Genomic DNA, 20266 nt, shown 5'->3' with positions numbered 1-20266 from the left:
GGAGAGATACTTAGACTGAGGGGTATCAGGAGGTAACCCCCCGCGTTAGGTAGTGTTCGCGGTGCACGGACCCGCAAGCGGTGCTTCGGTAAGGTAGGTGGCACAAATTAATCTACGCGCACGACCAGTCCCTTAAGGTACTCTCCCTCCGGATGGAAGAGGTTGACCGGATGGTCCGGACCCTGCCCCAGTCGGTGGAGTACCCGCACCGGCCGGCCTACCTCTAGACCCGCCGCTACGATGGTGTCGTAAAACAGTTGCCGGTCCACCACCCGACTACAGCTAAAGGTAAACAACAAACCGCCTGGGCGAATCGCGCGCATCGCCCGCGCGTTGAGCCGCTTGTACGCCTGCACCGCCTTGTGCCGCCGGTGCTTGTTCCTGGCGTAGGCCGGCGGGTCCACCACGATGATGTCCCAGCTGGCCTCCTCCTCCTGCCCCTTAAACCACTCCAGCACATCCGCCGTAGTGACCGTGGACCGCTCGCCAAAGTCACCGTTGCGCGCCACGTTTTCCTGCATCAGGGAGGTGGCCCGTTCACTCACATCCACGCTTTGCACCTGCGCGCCGCCGCCCGCTAGAGCGTAGACCGAAAAACCGCCCGTGTAGCAAAACGTATTCAGCACCCGCTGCTCCTTGGCGTAGCTACCCAGCAACCAGCGGTTCTCGCGCTGGTCGAGAAAGAAGCCGGTCTTCTGCCCGTCCACCAGGTCGACCCGGAAGCGCCGGCCGTTTTCCAGTATGGTCAGTTCGTGCAGGTCCGGCCCCACCAGGGTGCCGTCCGTCACCTCACTCAGGTAGCGCTCCGGTAGGGTCTTGCTGCTCTTATCGTACACCGTAGTGAGGGTGTCGGGCAGCAGCGCCAGCAGGGCCCCGGCAATTTCGCGCCGCTGCCGGTGCATACCGATGCTGTGGCACTGCACGACCGCCACGCTGCCGTACCGGTCCACAACCAGCCCGGGTAATCCGTCCCCAGCACCGTGCACCAGCCGGTAGGCGTTGGTCAGGGGGTCATCGGCCAGCCCGAGCTGCCGCCGTAGGTCGATGGCCAGGCGGAGCTGTCGCAAAAAGAAGTCCTCCGGCAGCTCCCCCGTACCGAAATGTAGCATGCGTACGCGAATGCTACCCGCCTGGTAGTGCCCCACGCCGAGGGCCCGTTGCTGGTGATCGGTGACGCGCACCAACTCGCCGTCGGTGAGGCCCGGCGGCTCCGAGGCGACCGCGCCGGAAAATACCCAGGGGCTGTGGCGTAGCAGCGCCTGCTCCCGGCCCTTGCGCAAACGAAGGTCTTGCATGCGGTGAAGGTAAGGGCTGCGGCCCGGCGGCTTCGCCAGAAACATCCAGAGCCCGACATACGCAAGGCGGGCCCATCACCGTTTCTCCCCTGTATCCAGTGTTTTGTGCAACGGAAGGTCTGCCATAGTCGCTAATGCGATGAGGCTCGCCATCCTTAGGACCCGCTCATGAAAATATCTCTTTCCGCCCTACTGTGTTGCCTGTCGTTTCTGGTGCTTAACCGGTGTTCTACCGCGACCGACTCGGTCGATTTCCTGCTGGGCGAGGGCCAGCTGGAACTACGTTTGGTTAGCCGTACCGACCTGCCTACCGCTCCGGACCGACAAATCGTGCTCACGGTAGCCGATATTCGGCTCGACGGCCTGTCGCTACCGGCTTTTCGCCGCAAAACCATCACCTGGGGGGCGGGGCCGCAGGATACAAATATCTTGTACAGTGGCGAGCTTGCCTCGGGCGATTACCAGGTGATCGAGCTCGTGCTCGACCCGGGCACCGACGATCGGGGAAGCGGTCCGGGCTGCTACGTACTCACCGAGCGGGGGGAAAAGCTGCCCCTGGACCTGGCCGCCCACGGGGTACTAAAGATCCCTGCCCGGGCCCTCAGTGTCGCGCGCAACGAGTACGTGCGTGGCCTACTCCACTTCGACCTAGCCCGCGCCCTGCGGGAACAGCCCGCTCAGGCCGGCAGCTACCAACTCCCGGCCAACTCCTGGAATAAGTGCTGGGCCAGTTACGAACCCCAGGACCCCCAGCACACGGCCGTACACCAGGAAGTGCAGGACGTAGGCGCACGGATCGACGAATAGTTCGGTTATTGCAGCATCAAGTACCTCATCATCGGACAAGGCCTGGCCGGTACACTGATCGGCTACCGGCTGCACCGGGCGGGGCATGACGTAGACTACGTGGATGCCCCCGGGCAGACTGCGGCAAGTACCGTTGCGGCTGGTATCATCAACCCTATAACCGGACGACGTTTCGTGCGCAGCTGGCGTATCGGCGAGCTAATGCAGGAGGCCCGTTTGCTCTACGGGCAGTTGGAACGGGACTTAGGCCTGAGGCTATGGTGCGACACCCCCCTCGTGCGCACCCTGTTCAACCGCGGGGAGCAGAACGACTGGCTGGCCCGGGGGGGTGAGGAGGGTTACGGTGAGTACCTCGACGACACCCCCGCGCTAGGCAACATACCTGAGCTTACCCACCCCGCCTTCGCCTACGGAGGGGTACGGCAAACCGCCCGGGTGGACCTTGCCGCCCTGACGGCTGGCTACCGGGACTGGCTACGGACGCGCGCTCGCCTCCGCGAGCAGCCCCTTGATTACGCCCACCTACCCCCGAGCTACGACCGCTATGTATTCTGCGAGGGGTGGAGGGTGCGGGATAATCCGTATTTCAGTCACCTACCCCGCGGGGGAACGAAGGGGGAGGTGCTGCTGGTCCGCCCCGAGGGGCCGCTGCTCGACCGCATGCTCAAGCACCGCGTATTTTTGGTCCCCCTGGCCGACCGGGGAAGCTACTGGGTGGGTGCCAGCAGCGCAAACCAATTCACCGATGATACTGCCAGTCCGGCCACGGCGAAGTACCTGGCCGATCGCCTACGGGAGGTGCTTCGCCTACCCTTTACTGTTGAGGCGCACCTCGCTGCCGTGCGGCCAACGGTACGGGATCGCCGCATGATCATCGGTACGCACCCTACGGATTCCCGGTTAAGTATCTTCAACGGGCTCGGCACGAAGGGAGCAAGTTTGGCCCCCCTGGGAAGCCGCTGGCTGTTTGATCACCTACAGACCGGCGCGTCGGTGCCCGTAGAAGTGAGTAGTCAACGCTTTGCCTCAGGATTGTGAAACATCGCGACAACTTTCGGCCCACTTTGACGAAATACCGGTAGTTTGCACCGGGTACTCTGACATGTGAGAACTTATTTGGTAATTTCTAGTTGGGGAACACATAGTTTCGCCCCTCATAATACAGCCGAATGCCTTCTTCCCCCGCGCCGCTCGGTGGATCGTACGACCTCCTTGTCTTTTGTCACCTACGTTGGGACTTTGTGTACCAGCGGCCCCAGCACCTCATCAGCCGGCTCTCGGAGCAGTACCGCGTCCTCTTTGTGGAGGAGCCCTGGCGGCGGCCCGAGCGGCCGGACAGCCCCCTACGCAAGGAAAGTGACCGATTACACGTCCTACAACCCAATGTAGACCACATCGACCAGATCCCGGAGGTACTGGCTGACTACTTACCGGGGGGGCACACGGAAATTGTGTGGTTTTACTCCCCGTCGTTCTTTCCGGTGCTGGCCGACCTGAGGTGTGAAACGGTGGTTTACGACTGCATGGACGAGTTGAGTCTCTTTCGCGGTGCGCCCCGAGAGCTGGTTCATCTGGAAAGCCGCCTGCTCCGCCGTGCCGATGTCGTTTTCACGGGCGGTCGATCGCTTTACGAGGCCAAGAAGGAGCGTAACCCAGCCGTTTACTGCTTTCCCAGTTCGGTCGACCAGGCCCACTTCGCCCGGGCGCAGGAGGGCTTACCCGTGCCGGCGGATATCGCCTTCCTTAGGGGTCCCGTAGTGGGATACTTCGGCGTGATCGACGAGCGCATCGACCTGGATTTATTAGCCGGAACGGCCGATCTACTACCTGAAGTGCAATTTGTGATGATCGGTCCCCTCGCTAAGATTCACGATGCTGATTTACCACGGCGCGGCAACCTGCACTACCTGGGCATGAAGGACTATGCCGAGCTGCCGGCTTACCTGCAGCGCTTCGACGTGGCCATGATGCCCTTTGCCCTCAACGATGCGACCAGGTTCATCAGTCCCACGAAAACCCTGGAGTACATGGCCGCCGGCCGTCCTATTGTTTCCACGGCAATTCGCGACGTGGTACGCGAGTACGCCGACACGGTGGCCATTGTCGATAGCCCCACCAGCTTTGCGGCTGCAGTACGCAACTTCCTGACCGCAGCCACGGCCCCCGATTACCGCACTATTTTGAACAACACCTCCTGGAAATCCACCGCAGCACGCATGCACGGTATCCTGGAAAAACCTCTCGTATGAACCACCCTGACATTGTAATCATCGGCGCGGGCATCTCCGGCGCCGTCCTAGCCGAGCGCTACGCCAACGCCGGCAAGCGGGTCACCGTACTCGAACGCCGCGATCACATTGCCGGCAACTGCTACGACTACATCGACGACAACGGTATTTTGGTGTCGAAGTACGGTGCCCACCTTTTTCATACCAACTACGAGGATGTGTGGTCCTACGTCAACCAATTTGCCGACTGGTATCCCTGGGAGCACAAGGTGCTCGCTCAGGTGGACGATAAGCTCGTCCCCATCCCCGTCAATATCACTACGGTGAACGAGCTCTACGGCCTGTCCCTGGAAACGGAAAAGGACATGCAGCGGTGGCTCGACGCCAACCGGCACGACATCCCCGAGGCAAAGAACGGCCGCGATGCCGTGCTCCATAAGGTGGGTAATGACCTCTACGAAAAGATGTTCCGCCACTACACCAAAAAGCAGTGGGACAAGTACCCCGAGGAGTTGGATGCTTCCGTGCTCAACCGCATCCCCGTACGCACCAACTTCGATGACCGCTACTTCTCGGATCGCTACCAGGCCCTGCCAAAGGGGGGATATACCCGCCTTTTTGCCGCCATCCTGGACCACCCCAACATCACCGTACGGCTCAACACCGATTACTTCGAGGTCAAGGACCAACTGCGGGGCTACGAAAAACTATTCTACACCGGCCCCATCGACCGCTTTTTTGAGTTCAAGCATAGCCTGACCGAGAAGCTGGAATACCGCTCCATCAATTTCGTATCCGAAACCGTACCGCAGGAATACTTCCAGAATAATTCCGTCATCAACTACCCGGGAAAGGAAGTCGACTACACCCGCATTGTCGAGTACCGCCACTTTGGTAAGCAGGAAGGCCCTCAGGTGACCACCATCGTCAAGGAGTACACCACCGACGAGGGTGACCCCTACTACCCCGTGCCTAACGCCCGCAACCAGGCGATCTACGAACGCTACCGCGCCGAGGCAGAAGCACTGGAGGACGTATATTTCGTCGGGCGGCTCGCAAATTACAAATACTTCAATATGGACCAGGCCTTCCGTAACGCCCTCGAACTCTTTGGGCAACTAGAGGGGCAAGCTCCCACAGGGGTAGCTGCCCCGGTACCCGCCGAGCAAGTCGCTGCCGAGTGATCCCCGATCTTCCCTCCTTCATCATGGGCGGCTACGAGTGCGCCGACCATATCAATCGCTCCGGCCTCCGCATCAACCTCCACCAGGTGACCGAGCACGACCTGCGGGCGCGGGAAGATTTCACCGACCTGGCGGGGCTAGGTATCCGGGTAGTTCGTGAGGGCATCTGCTGGAGCGCCGTAGAAACCACTCCCTACCAGTTTGACTTTTCCGAGGTCGCCAATCGACTCCGCGCCGCTCATACGGCCGGTCTGGAGGTGATCTGGGACCTGTGTCACTTCGGTTATCCCGACGGACTCTTCCCGACCCACCCACAGTTCACTCCCCGTTTTGTGGCGCTGTGCCGGGCCTTCGCTCAGTGGCACCAGGCGGTCACCGACACGACGCTCTACGTGGTGCCAATCAACGAAATCAGCTTTCTCTCCTGGCACTCGGGGGATGTGCGCGGTACCGTCCCTTTCGCCACCAACTCCGGATGGGACATGAAGTGGCACCTCTGCCGGGCGGCCATCCAGGGCATTCGGGCGCTGCGCGATACCGACCCCGGTTGCCGCATCGTGACCATCGAGCCCCTGATTCGGGTGCATGGTCATGGGGGATCGGATTTCGGCCACATTGCCCGTATGAACAACGACCAGTTTCAGGCCATGGACATCATCGGTGGGCGGATGTGTCCCGAGCTCGGCGGGCGGGAAGAGTTCCTCGATCTACTGGGCTTCAATTATTACTACAACGGCCAGTGGACCGATGGGGTAGGTGCCCTCCCCTGGCCGGAGGAAGAACCACGCCGCCGTGTACCCCTTCACGAGGTCCTGCTGGGTGCCTACTACCGCTACCGCCGGCCCTTTTTTCTGAGCGAAACCGGCCACTTCGGCGACGAGCGCCCGCGCTGGCTGGCAGAGGTTACCGCCGCGGCACGCAGGGTAATAGCTCAGACCCCGGACTTCTTCGGTGTCTGTATCTACCCCGTGCTTGATCGACCGGACTGGGACGATTTGACCTCCTATTCCAACTGCGGTCTGTGGGACCTCGATGAGAATAACAACCGCGTGCCTCACCTTCGGTCGTTAGCGGCGCTACAAGACATGCAGCGGGCTTTGGAACCGAGTAGGGAACAGCCCCGCTCGGCCACGCTGCAGCGCCTCTGATGCTTACACCGGAGTCCATCGTCGGCGCGCTGATCGAGATCGTACTACCAGACTGCTTCAATCCCTACCGTGACCTCGATTCACTGCACGACCGGCTGGATGCCCCGGCCCTTCGCCGTCGCAACTTGCTGACTTACCTACAGGTAATGGCGCAGCTAGGCCCGTCCGAGCTGTGGGTGGCCGAAAGTGGTAGCCACACGGGCACTCGGCGAAGTGGTCTGCCCCTGGTACCAACGACCGAACTTACCGGGCTCAACGAGCGCTTTGCTACTACGGGTTTTGCCGTTCCCACACGGACCAGCGATCGGGCGGGTATGACGGCGGCGTTCGTTTGGCAAGCTGCCCTTGAGCGGCCCAACTTGCCGCTATTCTGGAACGCCGTTATGGCTCACCCTCACCGCGCCGGCCAGCCCTACCACAACCGCTCCGTCCGTCGTACGGAACTGACCGCTTATCAGCCCGTACTACAGAACCTGCTGAAGCTATTCAGCTTTACCACTGTCATCGCCATTGGCCGGGTAGCGGAACGAACGCTGGTTGACGTAGGCATTAGCTGCCGCTACGTTCGCCACCCGGCTCAGGGTGGAGCCCGTGCCTTCCGGGAGGGGGTAGAATAAAAAAGCCCGCCGGTCCGCTAGACCGACGGGCTTATACCTAATTATCGCGGGCTGGGGACTACTTACCCTCCACCTCTTCGAATTCTACATCCTGGACGTCATCGGCTCCGGTGGTACTTCCGGTGCCTGCGCCCGCATGGTCGCCTCCAGCACCACCGGCGTTGGCGGTGGGGTTACCATCCTGCTGGGCCTGGTACATATCCTGACTAGCGGCGTTCCAAGCTGCGGTCAGGGCTTCGGTGGCACGTTCGATGCCGCTAAGGTCTTCAGCCTTATGGGCTTCCCGTAGCTTCTCGAGATTCTCCTGGATAGGCTGCTTCTTCTCGGCCGGGATCTTCTCCCCAAACTCCTTGAGTTGCTTCTCGGTCTGGAAGACGAGCTGGTCGGCGGCATTGAGTTTCTCCACCCGGTCACGAGCCTCCTTATCGGACTCCTCGTTAGCGGCGGCCTCGGCCTTCATGCGCTCGATGTCCTCCTTGCTCAGTCCAGTACCGGCCTCAATCTTAATTGACTGCTCCTTACCCGTACCCTTGTCCTTCGATGTCACACTGAGTACACCGTTGGCGTCCATGTCGAAGGTTACCTCGATCTGGGGTACGCCGCGGGGGGCGGGGGGAATGTCTCCGAGTACGAAGCGACCGATGGGCCGGTTATCCTTAGCCATCTGACGGGCACCCTGTAGCACGTGGATTTCCACGCTGGGCTGGTTGTCACTAGCGGTAGAGTATACCTTGGACTTCTTCACGGGGATCGTGCTGTTGGCCTCGATCACCGTATCGAAGATGCCACCCATGGTCTCGATACCCAGGCTGAGCGGGGTCACGTCGAGGAGCAGTACGTCCTGGACATCGCCACTCAGTACACCACCCTGGATGGCGGCACCTACGGCCACTACCTCGTCGGGGTTCACGCTTTTATTGGCCTTCTTGCCGAAGAACTTTTCGACGGCCTCCTGGATGGCGGGGATACGGGTAGAACCACCTACGAGGATCACCTCGTCGATATCGCTCTTATTGATCCCGGCATCATTCAGCGCCTTTTCACAGGGCTTGAGGGTACGCTGCACCAGATCGTCGGCCAGCTGCTCGAACTTGGCGCGGCTGATCTTGACCACCAGGTGCTTAGGCACACCGTCTACGGCCGTGATGTAGGGAAGATTGACCTCCGTTTCGGTGGAACTTGAAAGCTCGATCTTGGCCTTTTCGGCGGCCTCCTTGAGGCGCTGCAGCGCCATGGGGTCCTTCTTCAGGTCCATGTTCTCCTGCTGCTTGAACTCACCGGCTAGGTAGTCAATTAGTACGCGGTCAAAGTCATCGCCCCCGAGGTGGGTATCCCCGTTAGTGGACTTCACCTCGAATACGCCGTCACCCAGGTCCAGAATCGAGATATCGAAGGTACCACCACCGAGGTCGTACACGGCAATCGTCATGTCCTTACTCCGCTTGTCTAGACCGTAAGCCAGGGCGGCGGCGGTAGGCTCATTGATGATACGGCGCACGTTAAGTCCGGCCACCTCACCGGCTTCCTTAGTAGCCTGCCGCTGGGAGTCGTTGAAGTAAGCGGGTACCGTCACGACGGCCTCCGTAACTTCGGTTCCGAGGAAGTCCTCGGCAATTTTTTTCATTTTTTGCAGCACCATGGCGCTGATCTCCTGGGGGGTATACTTGCGCCCGTCGATCTCCACCTGGGCCAGGCCATTGTCGCCCTTGACCACTTTATAGGCCGAGCGCTCTACTTCGCCCTTTACTTCGTCGAAGCGCTGACCCATGTAGCGCTTGATGGACGCGACCGTGCGCGTGGGGTTGGTGATGGCCTGCCGCTTGGCCGGCTCGCCGATCTTACGCTCACCGGCATCCAGGAATGCCACGATCGAGGGGGTCGTATTACGGCCCTCCTCGTTGTAGATCACGGTGGGCTCGTTGCCCTCCATCACCGCCACGCATGAGTTAGTCGTTCCTAAATCTATTCCGATAATCTTGCTCATACGATTTGCTTATTTACGTTGGTTGACAGTGTTGTCGCCCCCAGTTATGCAAGCAGCGTGCCATCCACCTCGCGCACCAAATTCTGCCGGTTTTTCGGGCGGGGCCGCGGGTGCCGTGCCAAATTGCAAGGGGCATTGTCACTGGCTTGACAATTTGGCAGTCGCTCCTTCGACCCACTTAGCACCCGCGACCCCGCCCGTACACAAAAGCGGCTTCCCGGACGCCGAAAAGCCGCTTTATGAGCTGTATGATCAGGTCAGCGCTACTACTGCACCACTACGCGGGATGTACTGATGAGACGTCCGTCGCTATTACGCAGCATCAGGAAGTAGGTTCCCGCAGGTAAGGAAGACATGTCTACTCCTACATTCTGCTCGCCAACCAGGGCGGTCACGTTGATGTCTTGCTGGAGCTGACCGAGCTGGGTGAAGACCATCAGGCGACCGCGGAACGCCTCCCGAGTGGTGATCTGGTAGGTGAAGGCCTGTCCCTCCCGCAGAGGATTAGGATAGGTCTTTACTCCAAAGCCGGCGGGCAGGAAGTCCCGGGTGCCCACGATATCACCTACGTTCAGAGAGATCGCAACGGCCTCGCTCGGCCGGTAGTTACTGCCATCACTTGCCAGTACCCGGTGGTAAAAGGTCATGTTGGTATCCATCGCGAGACCGGCACTATCGAGCAGCGTAGCAATGGTACCGAAGTTGGTCTCGAAGAAGGTATCCCTACCAGTGTTAGCACCGAAGAGGATGCTATCGAAATTCTCGTCCATCGCCAGTTGCCACACGTAGATGACCGTATCGCCATCCGGGTCGGTAGTGGGTGCGTAGCTCACGCGGAACGCCTGCTGATTGGAACCCTCCAGGGTCAGGCTGTCGCCGTCCATGGGCGAGAGAATGCTCGTCGAGTCGGGGGGTAGGTTGAGCTCACCACGAATCTGGCCACGGGCCTCACCGCTAGGTACCAGGGTGGTGTGGATGTTAGCGTACATCCGACCGTTGCGCAGCGCCATGGCCTGGTCCATCGTGATGTTGAAGGTATTGCTATCGACGCTGAACTCAGCTGCTTTGCTAGCATTGAGGGTATCAGCACTCAGGGGTATAATGATGTCACCATTCTGTCCGGCGGGGGCCAGGTGTAGGTGGGCACCCCCGCTTACGGAGTAATCAAAGTCACCCTGTAGCATGGTCACGCTACCCGATAGCATCAGCATGGTATCGCTGAGTTCGAGCTTCAGTCCACCCTGCGCGGTAGTATTGAAGTAGTCGGTATTATTCGCACCCGAGAATGTCGTGTGCAGGAAGGTCTGTGCCAGGGGAAGCGCCTGACCACGGATCGCACCGGCGGGATGGTCTTCAGTGTGTACGTTATAGTATAGCTCGCGATCGAGCAGAGCCCGTAGTTGGATGGGTTCCAGCGCGATGACGTTGCTATCGGCTAGAACTACACCGCTGCGATCAGTACTATCGAGCTCGGTGGCGATGGGGTACAGAATGGGACCGTTACTTCCAGCAATAGCCTGGTGAATATGCATACCACCCTGATCCCTTGACTCGTCAAAGTCACTATCCAGATCCTTGAACGATCCGATCAAGGTAATCATCGTATCGCGTACCTCCGTAGCCACCATACCGGTAGCGCTAGTGGGCACGCCCTCCGGCTGGCTGGCACCGGAAAGCGGAGCGATAAAGTAGCTCGTAGCTTCAGCTAGTACCTGACCGCGAATCTCCCCCATGGGGTGATCCAGGGAATGTACGTTGACGTACAGGAAGCGGTCGGTCAGGGTGTCGATCTGCGTTTCGGGGATGCTAATAGTATTTGCCTTGGGGAAGAAGCGACCGGTGCGCGCGGCGGCACTGTCCGCCGCTACCACCAGGGGGTATAGTATGGAATTACTCTGCCCCGGATAGCCGGGGTGTAGGTGTGCTCCGCCCTGAATAGCGGTGTTCAGATCGCTCTGTAACCCGGTGTAGCTTCCGGTAGCCGTCATGGTGGTGCCCATCAGTTCGACCTTCACCATACCGTGGCCGGTGGTGATCACGGACGGTATCTGCTGGTTGCCGTGCAGGAAGGCGGTGAATACGGCCTGGGATTCAGGCAGCATTTGTCCGCGTATCTCTCCCATCGGGTGATTCGTGGTGTGTAGGTTGAAATAGATACCGCGGGCAAGTAGTAGACCACGTTCCTGATCACTTAACTGGATGACGTTATCCGCCAACTGTACGGTGCCGTTCAGCGAATCGAGTACGGTAAGCCGGGTGGCACTGACCACCTTAATGATACCGCCATTTTCTCCGGCGTAGCCCGCGTGGAGGTGAGTACCACCACGAACACTAGTATCGCGGGGGCTACTGAGATCGAAGAAACTACCGATCAGCCGTACGGTATTACCGACTACGTGACCGAGGACCTCGCCATGGGCTTGGGTAAGTACCGGGGGGTATTCGTTGGCACCCGAAAGGTGAGCACGTAAAATAGCGTCGGCGGGGGGAAGTACCTGCCCGCGGATCTCACCGCTGGGATGCTCCACGCTGTGAATGTTAGCATAGTAGCGTCCGGCCCGCAGCGCTTCCACCTGATCGTCGTCGAGTTCGATGGTGTTATCCTCGCTACGGAAGATACCGCTGAGGCTGTCGTCCTCAGTAATGGTGGGAGTGAGTGCAATATCGATGGGACCGTTCTGTCCGGGAAGGCCCAGGTGCAAGTGGGAGCCGATGCTGGCTGCGTAGGTGGAGGTGAGATCACTGAACGAGCCACTTACTACCAGCGTGTTGTCGTCCTCTAGTTCGAGAAGTAGGGCGCCGTGGGCGGTAGAGATAACGGATGGTACCTGGTTGCTGCCGAACAAGTTGGTGTAATAGGCCTCGCGGTCTTCTCGCACGATGTCGCCGCGAATCTCCCCACCGGGGTGGTTACGGGTATGGATGTTGACGTACACCGCACCGACGTCTGCATCCTCAAGATCAGCGGCAGCGATGGTGTAGGTGTTGTCTTCCGCGTCGATGGTACCACTGAGGGAGTCGGCCGCGAGCGTAAGAACGAGGGGCTGGATAATATCACCATTGCGGCCTGGATAAGCGATGTGGATGTGTCCGCCGCCCTGTAGGGAAGTTAGCACCGGTGAGCTTAGCCCGCTGAAGGAGCCACTGACGGTGACCTGTACCTGATCGTTGTCTTCGTCATCGTCATCGTCGTCAACATCGGAGAATTGCACGTCGACGGTGCCGCGTGCCTCAGTGGCTACGGGAAGCACCTGCTGCTGGCCGCTTAGCATCGCCGAGCCGGAGCCGTAGCTTTGTCCGTAGGCCAGAAAGGTGCACAGGAAAAGTGCGGTACCGAGTGCGTACCGGAGGGTAGAAAGTGTCATACAGAATAATTAGGGTTTTTGAAGATTGGTCAGCAGGCGGTGACCGGCCGAGACTACCCTAGCCTAACCACGGTGCGCTAATTTTGTGCACGGTTTTGCCATGTTTCGTGAGTACCCGTGGGGCCTTGCGGCAAACATTCTGGAAGTACGGCGCTTGTAGTTGCCAGTAAGTTTACGAGGTTCCTATGCTCCCCCAAGCCCCCGACAGCACCGCCAATGACGTCCCCGAACAAATCGATCTTAACCCCGGGGCGATTCTCGAAAAAATAGATAGTTGGGTCGACGGACTCGTCCGCCTTGTGCCCAACATCGTCGTCGGCATCGTCGTACTTATCGCCTTCATCTTCCTAGCCCGCTTCGTGGCCCGGACCTTCGAGCGGCGCACGGCCGATAGAAACCGGGAGAACCTGGGCCGCGTAGCCGGCGGCTTCATTAAGTGGATCATCTACGTCTTCGGCTTTCTCATCGCGGCCACCATCGTAATGCCCACCCTGAATCCCGGCGACCTCATCGCGGGGCTGGGCGTCAGCTCGGTGGCCATCGGTTTCGCCTTTAAGGACATCCTGCAAAACTGGCTCGCCGGCCTCCTTATCCTTCTACGCCAGCCGTTTAATATCGGCGACCAGATCGTCATCAACGGATTCGAGGGCACCGTCGAACGCATCGAAACCCGCGCCACCATCATTAGTCTATACAATAACGAGCGGGCCATCATCCCCAACAGCGATGTATACACCAATGCCGTGCGCGTCAAGACGGCCAACGCGCTTACCCGCTCGGAGTACGATGTAGGTATCGGCTACGGCGACAGCATTCCCGAGGCCATCGACGTAATCCGCAAGGCCGTCGAAGGGGCCGAGGGCGTAGACGGTAGCAAACCCGTAGATGTCCTCACCTGGGACCTGGCCGCCAGCTGGGTATCCATTCGCATCCGCTGGTGGACCCACTCTGAGCGCGCCAACGTTGTCAGGGTGCACGACCGCGTACTGACCGCCGTCAAACTAGCCCTAGATGCAGCCCGTATCGACATACCCTACGAAACCCACGTGAACCTGATCCACGACCAGACCGAGGAGATCGACGGCGACCGTGCTAACCAACGTGAGGGTTGGCCGCTGCCTAAGGATGGTAAGGCGCCGCGGCAGGGAGCGGTGGGTGAAAATCCCAGTGCGCAAAAGGAGGATGAAGAAGGCTCGGCTAACGGCGTCAGTAAACGTCGGAATTCGACAGAATAGTAAGACTGGCCTGTTCACTTCAGACGTTTCCAGCGCAGCCGGAGGCAGCATTTTGCTGGCGTCCCGATAGCTATCGGGAGTGGCAGCATTGTACTGAACTATCCCCGATCCTTAGGCACCTCCCCGGCCGCCACCTCCTGCCGCCGGAAGTAGTCCATCACCTTCTTTGCCGTACTCAGGTTGGTCACCTCCGCAATCTCGCTGGCCAGCGCGTTTTTTACCTTCTTCGTACTGCCGAAGTGGGCGATCAGCTTCTGCACCGTCTTCTCCCCTACCCCGGGGATGTTCATCAGTTCGGTCTGGAGCATCCCGGTGCTGCGCTTATTCCGGTGGTGACGTAGGCTGAAGCGGTGGGCCTCGTCGCGGCACTGTTGAATCAACCGCAGGCTCTCCGACTTCTTGTTGATGTGGATCGGCACCGAGTCATCGGGGAAATAGATCTCCTCCAGTCGCTTGGCGATACCCACCACCGTCATCTTATCCCGCAGGCCCAGCAGGTCGATACTCTCCATGGCGTGGCTAAGCTGGCCCTTACCGCCGTCGATAATGACCAGCTGGGGTAAGGGCTCGGCCTCCTCCTGTAGGCGGCGGTAGCGGCGGTACACCACCTCCTGCATACTGGCGAAGTCGTCCGGTCCCACGACGGTCTTGATGTTGTAGTGTCGGTAGTCCTTCTTGCTGGGCTTGGCATTCTTGAAGACCACGCAGGCACTGGCCGGATTTGTACCCTGAATATTCGAGTTATCAAAGCACTCGATGTGCATGGGCAGCTCGTCCATTTGCAGATCGCTCTGCAGTTGGCGTAGCACGCGCTCGGCGGGGGTCTGCCGGTTGGCGTTACTGATGCGCTGCTTCTTGCGCTGTAGCAGCATGTACTTAGCGTTCTTCTCGCTGAGTTCGAGCAGCTTTTTCTTGTCGCCGATCTTGGGCACGGTCACGGAGGCGTCCACCCCGGCCAGCTCCAGCTCGTGGCTCAGCACTATTTCGGGGGCAATGCTGTTGAAGCGGTCGCGCAGCTCGGGGATGGCGTAGGTCAGCAGGGATTCCTCGTCATCGTCCAGGTTCATCTCGATCTCCTGGGTATGGGTGTGAATCACCGCTCCGTTGACGATCTTAATGTAGTTGAGGTAGGCCTCTTTTTCGTCCATTGCCACGCCAAAGACGTCGATGTCGCGCAGGCTCGTACTCACGATGGTCGACTTGCTCTGGTACTTCTCAAAGGCCTTGAGCTTATCGGCGATCTGCTGCGCCCGCTCGAATTCAAGGTTCTCGGCCAGCTCTTCCATCTCGGCCTGGAAGTGGCGCTTCACCTCGGCAAAGTTGCCCTTGAGAATGTTCTTGACCTGCTCGATCTTCTCGTTGTAGTTCTCCTCACTTTCCTCGGCCACGCAGGGGGCCTCGCAGTTCTTGATGTGGTACTCCAGACACACCTTGAACTTACCGGCCTGGATATTTTCCTCGCTCAGGTTCAGGTTGCAGGTGCGTAGGGGGAAGAGCGTCTTGACCAGGTCCAGGATGATCTTCAGCCGCCCCTTACTTGTATAGGGCCCAAAGTAGTAACTGCCGTCCCGCCACACCTGCCGCGTGATAAACACCCGCGGAAAGCGCTCATTCTTGATGCAGATGTAGGAGTAGTTCTTATCGTCCTTTAGGTTGATGTTGTACCGCGGCTGGTGGGTCTTGATCAGGGCATTTTCCAGCAGCAGGGCATCAGCCTCCGACTCCACGATCGTAAACTCCAGGCGGGCGGCGTTTTTGACCATCACCCGGGTACGATTCAGGCGGTCCTTACGGTCCCCGAAGTAACTGGCCACTCGGTTGCGCAGCACCTTAGCCTTCCCTACATAGAGGATGGTATCGTCCGGCCCAATGAAGCGGTACACCCCGGGCTGGCGGGGCACGGTATCCGCGATACGTTTAAAGTCTTCCGTCGTCATCGCTGCAATAACGGATAAGCCGTGCGGGGGTTGGGCGGGGCCGCAGGTGCGAAGTTGATTATAGGGCGTACTTTCAGACATGCGCCACACCCAATATTCGTCCACCCTAGTCCTGTTGTTACTGGTCTTGTACCTACCCGCTCAGGACACCCTGACCTACCGGGGCACGGTCTTCGACGAGCAGTCCGGCGAGCCGCTTCCGTTTGTATTCGTCTCCCTTTCCGGTGATCCCACCCGTGGGGTGCTGAGCAACGAGCAGGGTGATTACCAGCTGGAGCTCGCCGGTGAACGCTATCGTGGCGATACCCTCGTCTTCTCCCTACTGAGCTACGCCGACTTCCGCCACCCCGTAGCGACTACCGATACCGCCCGGCTGGACGTACGGCTAGCTACCTCGTTCATCGACCTGGGTACCGTAGTAGTCATTTCCGATTTAGGGTTGCGAGAACTAGTCAGGCGTACCGTAGCCGCCATTCCTCAGAACTACGGCCACGAAGATTACCTTCTCCGGGCCTATTACCGTAAGTACGACATTGATGACGGGGAGTACAGCCAGTTACAAGAGGCCATCCTTAATATTCGCGATGGAGTGTACGAGCCGGAGCCCGCTCTAGCCCATGGTTGGATTGATGAATATCGAAGCACGGACTATAGTGGGCCGGAGATCAACTTTTTCTGGCCCAAGATCAATACGCAGCAGACCATGCTCAGTCTCTATGAGGGGCCCGGCAATTTTGCCCGCAGCGGTCGGTACGCACATACCGCGGGTGCGTTCTTTAAGTCCGTCGAAGCATTAAAAACCTTCCACGCGCGAACCGATGACGATCGGTTCTGGCGCCACCTCACCTTCGCCAACCGCGGGGAGTATCTCTCGGGCACGGACACACTAGTACGTATTCATTACCAGCTCGATCCCCAAATTCCCGGCATCTCACAGACGATAGCCGAAGCAGCCTGGAACCGCGGCGAATTGCTCATCAATAAGAACGACCTGGCCGTACTACGCTACCGCCATGGTGACACTGGGGAAGGGTGGTACAAAGACATCACCTACCACAAGGTAGCCGGGAAATACTACCCAAAGACCATCCGGGAAATCATTCGGTACCGCTACGCCGGTGAGATGAAAAGACACTTCAGTAGCCGCTTCTTCTACGTTACGGATGTAACTACCGACCGTAAGGAAATCAAGGGCCGCAAGGGCAAACCCATCCGGCGGTCCGAACCCTATACCGCCATCAACCTTCCCTATGACCCAGCTTTCTGGCACGACAACGAGAAGTTACAATCCATCCCTGCCGCCGACGCCCTCCAGTTTGAAACGAACCAACTCGAAGCGTTTGAGAAATCTTTTCGAACTAACGCCCGGCGGATTAAGGAGTAAAATATGACCCTAGGGCTCCTCGCTCAAGAGGCGATAAAAGACCACAATCAACGTAACGACTAGCGCCACAATACCCGCCAGGACCAAATAGGCCACCGGACCGGTACCGCCAAGAATCTGGGGAAATGCGAGGTACACCATACCTGAAGGAACATTCCGCACGGATAAAGGTTAGGTGCCGATTTATACCCTCGACTGGATCTCCAATGAGTGCGACTACCGCAGCTTGGGCATGGGGGGGGGGCAGCTTTCGGGGCCGCGCAGCTAGCCCGAGGCATCAGGGTCGTACACGACTAGTCGACCGGTCGGGCACCCGCGGCCAGGAGTAGCTCCTTCACCCCGCCGTTTCCCCCCATCTCGGCAAAGTGAAGGGCGGTCATGCCGTCCGGACCCGGCACATCAACCCCCGCGCCCTGCTCGATGAGGTAACTCACGATGGCGCGGTGGCCCCGAAAGCTGGCCCCCATAAGGGGGGTGCTACCGGCGGCATCCTTTACGTTCGGCCGGGCACCGGCGGCGATGAGGAGGCGGGTACATTCCAGCTGGTCGAGATAAGCAGCTAGTACGAGCGGGGTGGAACCCCGTAGGTCGCGGGCGTGCACGAGTTGGGGCTCGGCTTGTAAAAGACCCCTAAGTCCGTCCACGTCACCGCTACGTATGGCCCCAAAAAGTCGCTCGCTACTGTTCATACCCACAAACATACGGGCAGGGCAGCAGGTCCAGGGCCCGTAGTGAGCCCGCTAAGTGTTAAAGTAGGCGGGTGCGGGGGGCGGTGGTCGCTTTTAACTTGCGGACCCGGTCCCTGGGGAGTATATTTGGGTTCGATTTAGTATTTTAGCATCTCTCTCATGAATACACCAACCATGGTGGGCACTTCCCTGCCCACGCGCCCCGGTACGGGCAATCAATTCATTCTTCGTGGACTTCACCTGCTGCGAGCGTACAGTAGGAACGACTGCGATACGGTACGCAAGCTAGCCCTGGACTACCTCCGGGCGGCGGAGCACCATCGGGACTGTCGTAATTACGGCAACGCCATCCACCAGGCAAATACCGTACTGGGACTGATCGCCCTGGAAAGCGACCAGATCGACCAGGCGGAGGCCTACCTAGCTGCCGCCGCCGCTACCCCGGGCTCCTCGCAGCTTACCAGCTTCGGACCTAACATGTTGCTAGCCAAGAAACTACTCTTGATCGGCCGGCGCAAGACCGTCCTCCGCTATCTAGAGCAGTGCGGCGCCTTCTGGAAACTTAGCTTTGGGCGGCTTTGGCGCTGGAAGCTGCAGATTCGCGGTGGGGGCACCCCCAACTTCGGCGCAAATCTGACGCACCTACTCGACCCTAAGTCATTCGGCTAAAGATTTTTGCCGTAGACAGTCTGGGATGTCGTAAATTTGGCTGAATTACCTAGTGTCCAAATCTTGAACGGCCGGGCAATTGGTACCCCGCCGCACCGCCTTCGCATCATGCACGCTTATACAAACCCCTCATGGAATCAGACTTTATCTTACTGGGCCGCCGGCTGCTCAAGGCCTACGCCCGGCATGACTACCTTACCGTCAGTCAGATGGCGACCGACTACCTTGCGACCGCCGAACGCTTCCGCCACCACACCAACTACGGCAACGCGATTCACCAGGCGAATACCCTACTAGGACTGGTGGAGCTGCAGCAAAACCACGTCGATCGCGCAGCGGAATACCTACTTAACTCCGCACGCACACCGGGTTCACGGCAGCTTAAGGCCTTTGGGCCCAGTATGCTCCTGGCCCAGCAGCTTCTGGAGCGCAACCAACGCAGCGCCGTCCTGCGCTACCTCGACGAGTGCCGCTCGCTGTGGATGCTCAGCTTCGGTAGTCTGTGGAAGTGGCGCCGGCAGATCCTACAGGGGCGTATCCCTAATTTCGGAGCGAACCTGTCCTACCTTACCGACTACAAGTCATTCGGTTAGCACCGGCGATCGCCCGCAGCGGTATACCACGTACTTGGCATTTTCCCGCACCACCGTCACCTCCCGAAACAGTCTTCGCAGGTGAGTGGCGTAATTGAGGTGACGGTTGGCAACTACAAAAAACTGGCCTGCGGGAGTCAGCACCCGCTGTACTTCTCCGAACAGCGACAGGCTCGTATCAAGGGTGTTTTCGTATCCCTGGTGAAAGGGTGGATTGGTGACCACCAGCTCCTGCGAGGCATCGGCTACGGTAGCAAGGGTGTGCGCGTAGCGTACCGTGGCACGGTCCGCCGGTAGGTTCTCCCGCGCGCTGGCTACGGCTAAACTAAAATCATCCGTTGCGGTAAGCCGCGCCGCAGGGTAACGCCGGAGCAGCTGGTCTCCGATGATGCCACTACCACAGCCTATGTCCAGAATGGAGGCGGGTGCGGGAAGGTCGTCCGGCCAGGAGTCCAGCAAAAATTGCGTGGCGAAGTCTACATGCTGGGAGGAAAATACACCGTAGTACTGCGTATACCGCGCCCCCTGGTAGTCGATCACATTGCGGAGCATCGGCCGTGGGCCCGACTCCGGTGCAGGGAGATAAAGATCCGAAAGGAGCAGTAGCCGCGCCTTTTTGCGGGCCCGCGACTGGGTTACCGTGCCGGCGTACCGGGCGGATATTTCGAGCAGCCGCGGGGTAAAGTGCCGCGTCATAAATCCGGCCGCGAGCCGGGCACCCGGCACCGCGTTCACCCCAAGGTAGGCTAGGTAATATTCGAATAGTTCGAGCGATTTAGGCACTCGGAGTAGGGCCTGGTGGGTTACCGGCGAAGCGTCGGTGAGCCTTGCCACATTTGCCGGGAGGTATCCTCCGGCATTGCGGCGCAGCGCTTCCTCCTGACTGTGGTAGCTGGCGATGAACTGCACGGGCGCGGACAGGCGAAGGGCTACCGCTCCAAATCGATCGTGCACCACGGTGGTGGGCACGTCGGTTAATAGCGATTGGCGCGCCCAGTCCAGTAGTAGCTCATCGGCCTGGCTACTTACCCGTAGGCTGCGGTCGGTGGTGGGAGGGTAGCGGTGCAGGGAGGGCATGGGCGGGGCAACTTGCGGCAGTGGGTAAACTACACGCTGAGCCAGCGAGTTGCC

At 59.3% G+C, this 20266-nt stretch carries 17 protein-coding genes; 10 read left to right on the top strand and 7 right to left on the bottom strand.

Annotated features, from left to right (window positions below; all coding sequences use genetic code 11):
• Positions 1-107: 107 nt before the first annotated feature.
• Positions 108-1295 carry a class I SAM-dependent rRNA methyltransferase gene (locus ACOOHD_RS02790; RefSeq protein WP_420460040.1) on the bottom strand — a complete coding sequence of 396 codons (1188 nt, stop codon included), beginning with the start codon at positions 1293-1295 and terminating at the stop codon, positions 108-110.
• 168 nt (positions 1296-1463) lie between these two features.
• Here ACOOHD_RS02790 and ACOOHD_RS02785 point away from each other — a divergent pair, with 168 nt between their 5' ends.
• From ACOOHD_RS02785 to ACOOHD_RS02760, 6 genes are all read left to right on the top strand, one after another.
• On the top strand, positions 1464-2102 hold the full coding sequence (locus ACOOHD_RS02785; RefSeq protein WP_420460039.1) for a hypothetical protein: 639 nt from the start codon (positions 1464-1466) through the stop codon (positions 2100-2102).
• A 15-nt stretch (positions 2103-2117) separates the two neighbouring features.
• A complete protein-coding gene (locus ACOOHD_RS02780) occupies positions 2118-3140 on the top strand; it encodes an NAD(P)/FAD-dependent oxidoreductase (protein ID WP_420461404.1) in 1023 nt (340 codons plus the stop codon).
• Positions 3141-3271: 131 nt separating this feature from the next.
• The gene (locus ACOOHD_RS02775) at positions 3272-4351 is read left to right on the top strand and encodes a glycosyltransferase (RefSeq protein WP_420460038.1); all 1080 of its coding nucleotides are present in this window, start codon (positions 3272-3274) and stop codon (positions 4349-4351) included.
• Positions 4348-5514, top strand: coding sequence for a UDP-galactopyranose mutase (glf, locus tag ACOOHD_RS02770; RefSeq protein ID WP_420460037.1), 1167 nt, complete (start codon positions 4348-4350; stop codon positions 5512-5514). The genes ACOOHD_RS02775 and glf overlap by 4 nt, the downstream gene beginning before the upstream one ends.
• On the top strand, positions 5511-6662 hold the full coding sequence (locus ACOOHD_RS02765; protein WP_420460036.1) for a hypothetical protein: 1152 nt from the start codon (positions 5511-5513) through the stop codon (positions 6660-6662). The genes glf and ACOOHD_RS02765 overlap by 4 nt, the downstream gene beginning before the upstream one ends.
• Entirely contained in the window at positions 6662-7279 is a 618-nt protein-coding gene (locus ACOOHD_RS02760) for a hypothetical protein (protein WP_420460035.1), read from the top strand. The genes ACOOHD_RS02765 and ACOOHD_RS02760 overlap by 1 nt, the downstream gene beginning before the upstream one ends.
• A gap of 58 nt (positions 7280-7337) precedes the next feature.
• On the opposite strand, the gene dnaK is transcribed toward ACOOHD_RS02760, so the two are convergent.
• Positions 7338-9263 carry a molecular chaperone DnaK gene (gene dnaK, locus ACOOHD_RS02755; protein ID WP_420460034.1) on the bottom strand — a complete coding sequence of 642 codons (1926 nt, stop codon included), beginning with the start codon at positions 9261-9263 and terminating at the stop codon, positions 7338-7340.
• A 266-nt stretch (positions 9264-9529) separates the two neighbouring features.
• Positions 9530-12628: a CHRD domain-containing protein gene (locus ACOOHD_RS02750; RefSeq protein ID WP_420460033.1), complete on the bottom strand. Its 3099-nt coding sequence runs from the start codon at positions 12626-12628 to the stop codon at positions 9530-9532.
• Between the two features lie 185 nt (positions 12629-12813).
• Here ACOOHD_RS02750 and ACOOHD_RS02745 point away from each other — a divergent pair, with 185 nt between their 5' ends.
• The gene (locus ACOOHD_RS02745) at positions 12814-13863 is read left to right on the top strand and encodes a mechanosensitive ion channel family protein (RefSeq protein WP_420460032.1); all 1050 of its coding nucleotides are present in this window, start codon (positions 12814-12816) and stop codon (positions 13861-13863) included.
• Positions 13864-13961: 98 nt separating this feature from the next.
• Here the strand turns inward: ACOOHD_RS02745 and uvrC are convergent, their stop codons facing one another.
• Positions 13962-15800, bottom strand: coding sequence for an excinuclease ABC subunit UvrC (gene uvrC / locus ACOOHD_RS02740; protein ID WP_420461403.1), 1839 nt, complete (start codon positions 15798-15800; stop codon positions 13962-13964).
• 79 nt (positions 15801-15879) lie between these two features.
• Here uvrC and ACOOHD_RS02735 point away from each other — a divergent pair, with 79 nt between their 5' ends.
• The gene (locus tag ACOOHD_RS02735; RefSeq protein WP_420460031.1) at positions 15880-17184 is read left to right on the top strand and encodes a carboxypeptidase-like regulatory domain-containing protein; all 1305 of its coding nucleotides are present in this window, start codon (positions 15880-15882) and stop codon (positions 17182-17184) included.
• Positions 17185-17193: 9 nt separating this feature from the next.
• Here the strand turns inward: ACOOHD_RS02735 and ACOOHD_RS02730 are convergent, their stop codons facing one another.
• Together ACOOHD_RS02730 and ACOOHD_RS02725 are read right to left on the bottom strand one after the other, a co-directional pair.
• Positions 17194-17325 (bottom strand): hypothetical protein, encoded by a 132-nt coding sequence (locus ACOOHD_RS02730; protein ID WP_420460030.1) that lies wholly within the window; start codon positions 17323-17325, stop codon positions 17194-17196.
• A gap of 152 nt (positions 17326-17477) precedes the next feature.
• The gene (locus tag ACOOHD_RS02725) at positions 17478-17873 is read right to left on the bottom strand and encodes an ankyrin repeat domain-containing protein (protein WP_420460029.1); all 396 of its coding nucleotides are present in this window, start codon (positions 17871-17873) and stop codon (positions 17478-17480) included.
• Between the two features lie 159 nt (positions 17874-18032).
• On the opposite strand from ACOOHD_RS02725, the gene ACOOHD_RS02720 reads away from it, so the two are divergent.
• Both ACOOHD_RS02720 and ACOOHD_RS02715 read left to right on the top strand, forming a co-directional pair.
• A complete protein-coding gene (locus ACOOHD_RS02720; protein WP_420460028.1) occupies positions 18033-18542 on the top strand; it encodes a hypothetical protein in 510 nt (169 codons plus the stop codon).
• Between the two features lie 131 nt (positions 18543-18673).
• Positions 18674-19135, top strand: coding sequence for a hypothetical protein (locus ACOOHD_RS02715; protein ID WP_420460027.1), 462 nt, complete (start codon positions 18674-18676; stop codon positions 19133-19135).
• On the opposite strand, the gene ACOOHD_RS02710 is transcribed toward ACOOHD_RS02715, so the two are convergent.
• Entirely contained in the window at positions 19124-20212 is a 1089-nt protein-coding gene (locus ACOOHD_RS02710; protein ID WP_420460026.1) for a class I SAM-dependent methyltransferase, read from the bottom strand. The genes ACOOHD_RS02715 and ACOOHD_RS02710 overlap by 12 nt on opposite strands.
• Positions 20213-20266: the final 54 nt, after the last annotated feature.

It is taken from the genome of Neolewinella sp., assembly GCF_965214665.1.
Taxonomy (GTDB): Bacteria; Bacteroidota; Bacteroidia; order Chitinophagales; family Saprospiraceae; genus Neolewinella.
This window is presented reverse-complemented; position numbering and strand designations above follow the sequence as displayed.

Coding starts and splice junctions, on each gene's coding strand:
- ACOOHD_RS02790 (WP_420460040.1), bottom strand. CDS start 1,295: ATGCAAGACCTTCGTTTGCGCAAGGGCCGGGAGCAGGCGCTGCTACGC.
- ACOOHD_RS02785 (WP_420460039.1), top strand. CDS start 1,464: ATGAAAATATCTCTTTCCGCCCTACTGTGTTGCCTGTCGTTTCTGGTG.
- ACOOHD_RS02775 (WP_420460038.1), top strand. CDS start 3,272: ATGCCTTCTTCCCCCGCGCCGCTCGGTGGATCGTACGACCTCCTTGTC.
- glf (WP_420460037.1), top strand. CDS start 4,348: ATGAACCACCCTGACATTGTAATCATCGGCGCGGGCATCTCCGGCGCC.
- ACOOHD_RS02760 (WP_420460035.1), top strand. CDS start 6,662: ATGCTTACACCGGAGTCCATCGTCGGCGCGCTGATCGAGATCGTACTA.
- dnaK (WP_420460034.1), bottom strand. CDS start 9,263: ATGAGCAAGATTATCGGAATAGATTTAGGAACGACTAACTCATGCGTG.
- ACOOHD_RS02750 (WP_420460033.1), bottom strand. CDS start 12,628: ATGACACTTTCTACCCTCCGGTACGCACTCGGTACCGCACTTTTCCTG.
- ACOOHD_RS02745 (WP_420460032.1), top strand. CDS start 12,814: ATGCTCCCCCAAGCCCCCGACAGCACCGCCAATGACGTCCCCGAACAA.
- uvrC (WP_420461403.1), bottom strand. CDS start 15,800: ATGACGACGGAAGACTTTAAACGTATCGCGGATACCGTGCCCCGCCAG.
- ACOOHD_RS02735 (WP_420460031.1), top strand. CDS start 15,880: ATGCGCCACACCCAATATTCGTCCACCCTAGTCCTGTTGTTACTGGTC.
- ACOOHD_RS02730 (WP_420460030.1), bottom strand. CDS start 17,325: ATGGTGTACCTCGCATTTCCCCAGATTCTTGGCGGTACCGGTCCGGTG.
- ACOOHD_RS02725 (WP_420460029.1), bottom strand. CDS start 17,873: ATGAACAGTAGCGAGCGACTTTTTGGGGCCATACGTAGCGGTGACGTG.
- ACOOHD_RS02720 (WP_420460028.1), top strand. CDS start 18,033: ATGAATACACCAACCATGGTGGGCACTTCCCTGCCCACGCGCCCCGGT.
- ACOOHD_RS02715 (WP_420460027.1), top strand. CDS start 18,674: ATGGAATCAGACTTTATCTTACTGGGCCGCCGGCTGCTCAAGGCCTAC.
- ACOOHD_RS02710 (WP_420460026.1), bottom strand. CDS start 20,212: ATGCCCTCCCTGCACCGCTACCCTCCCACCACCGACCGCAGCCTACGG.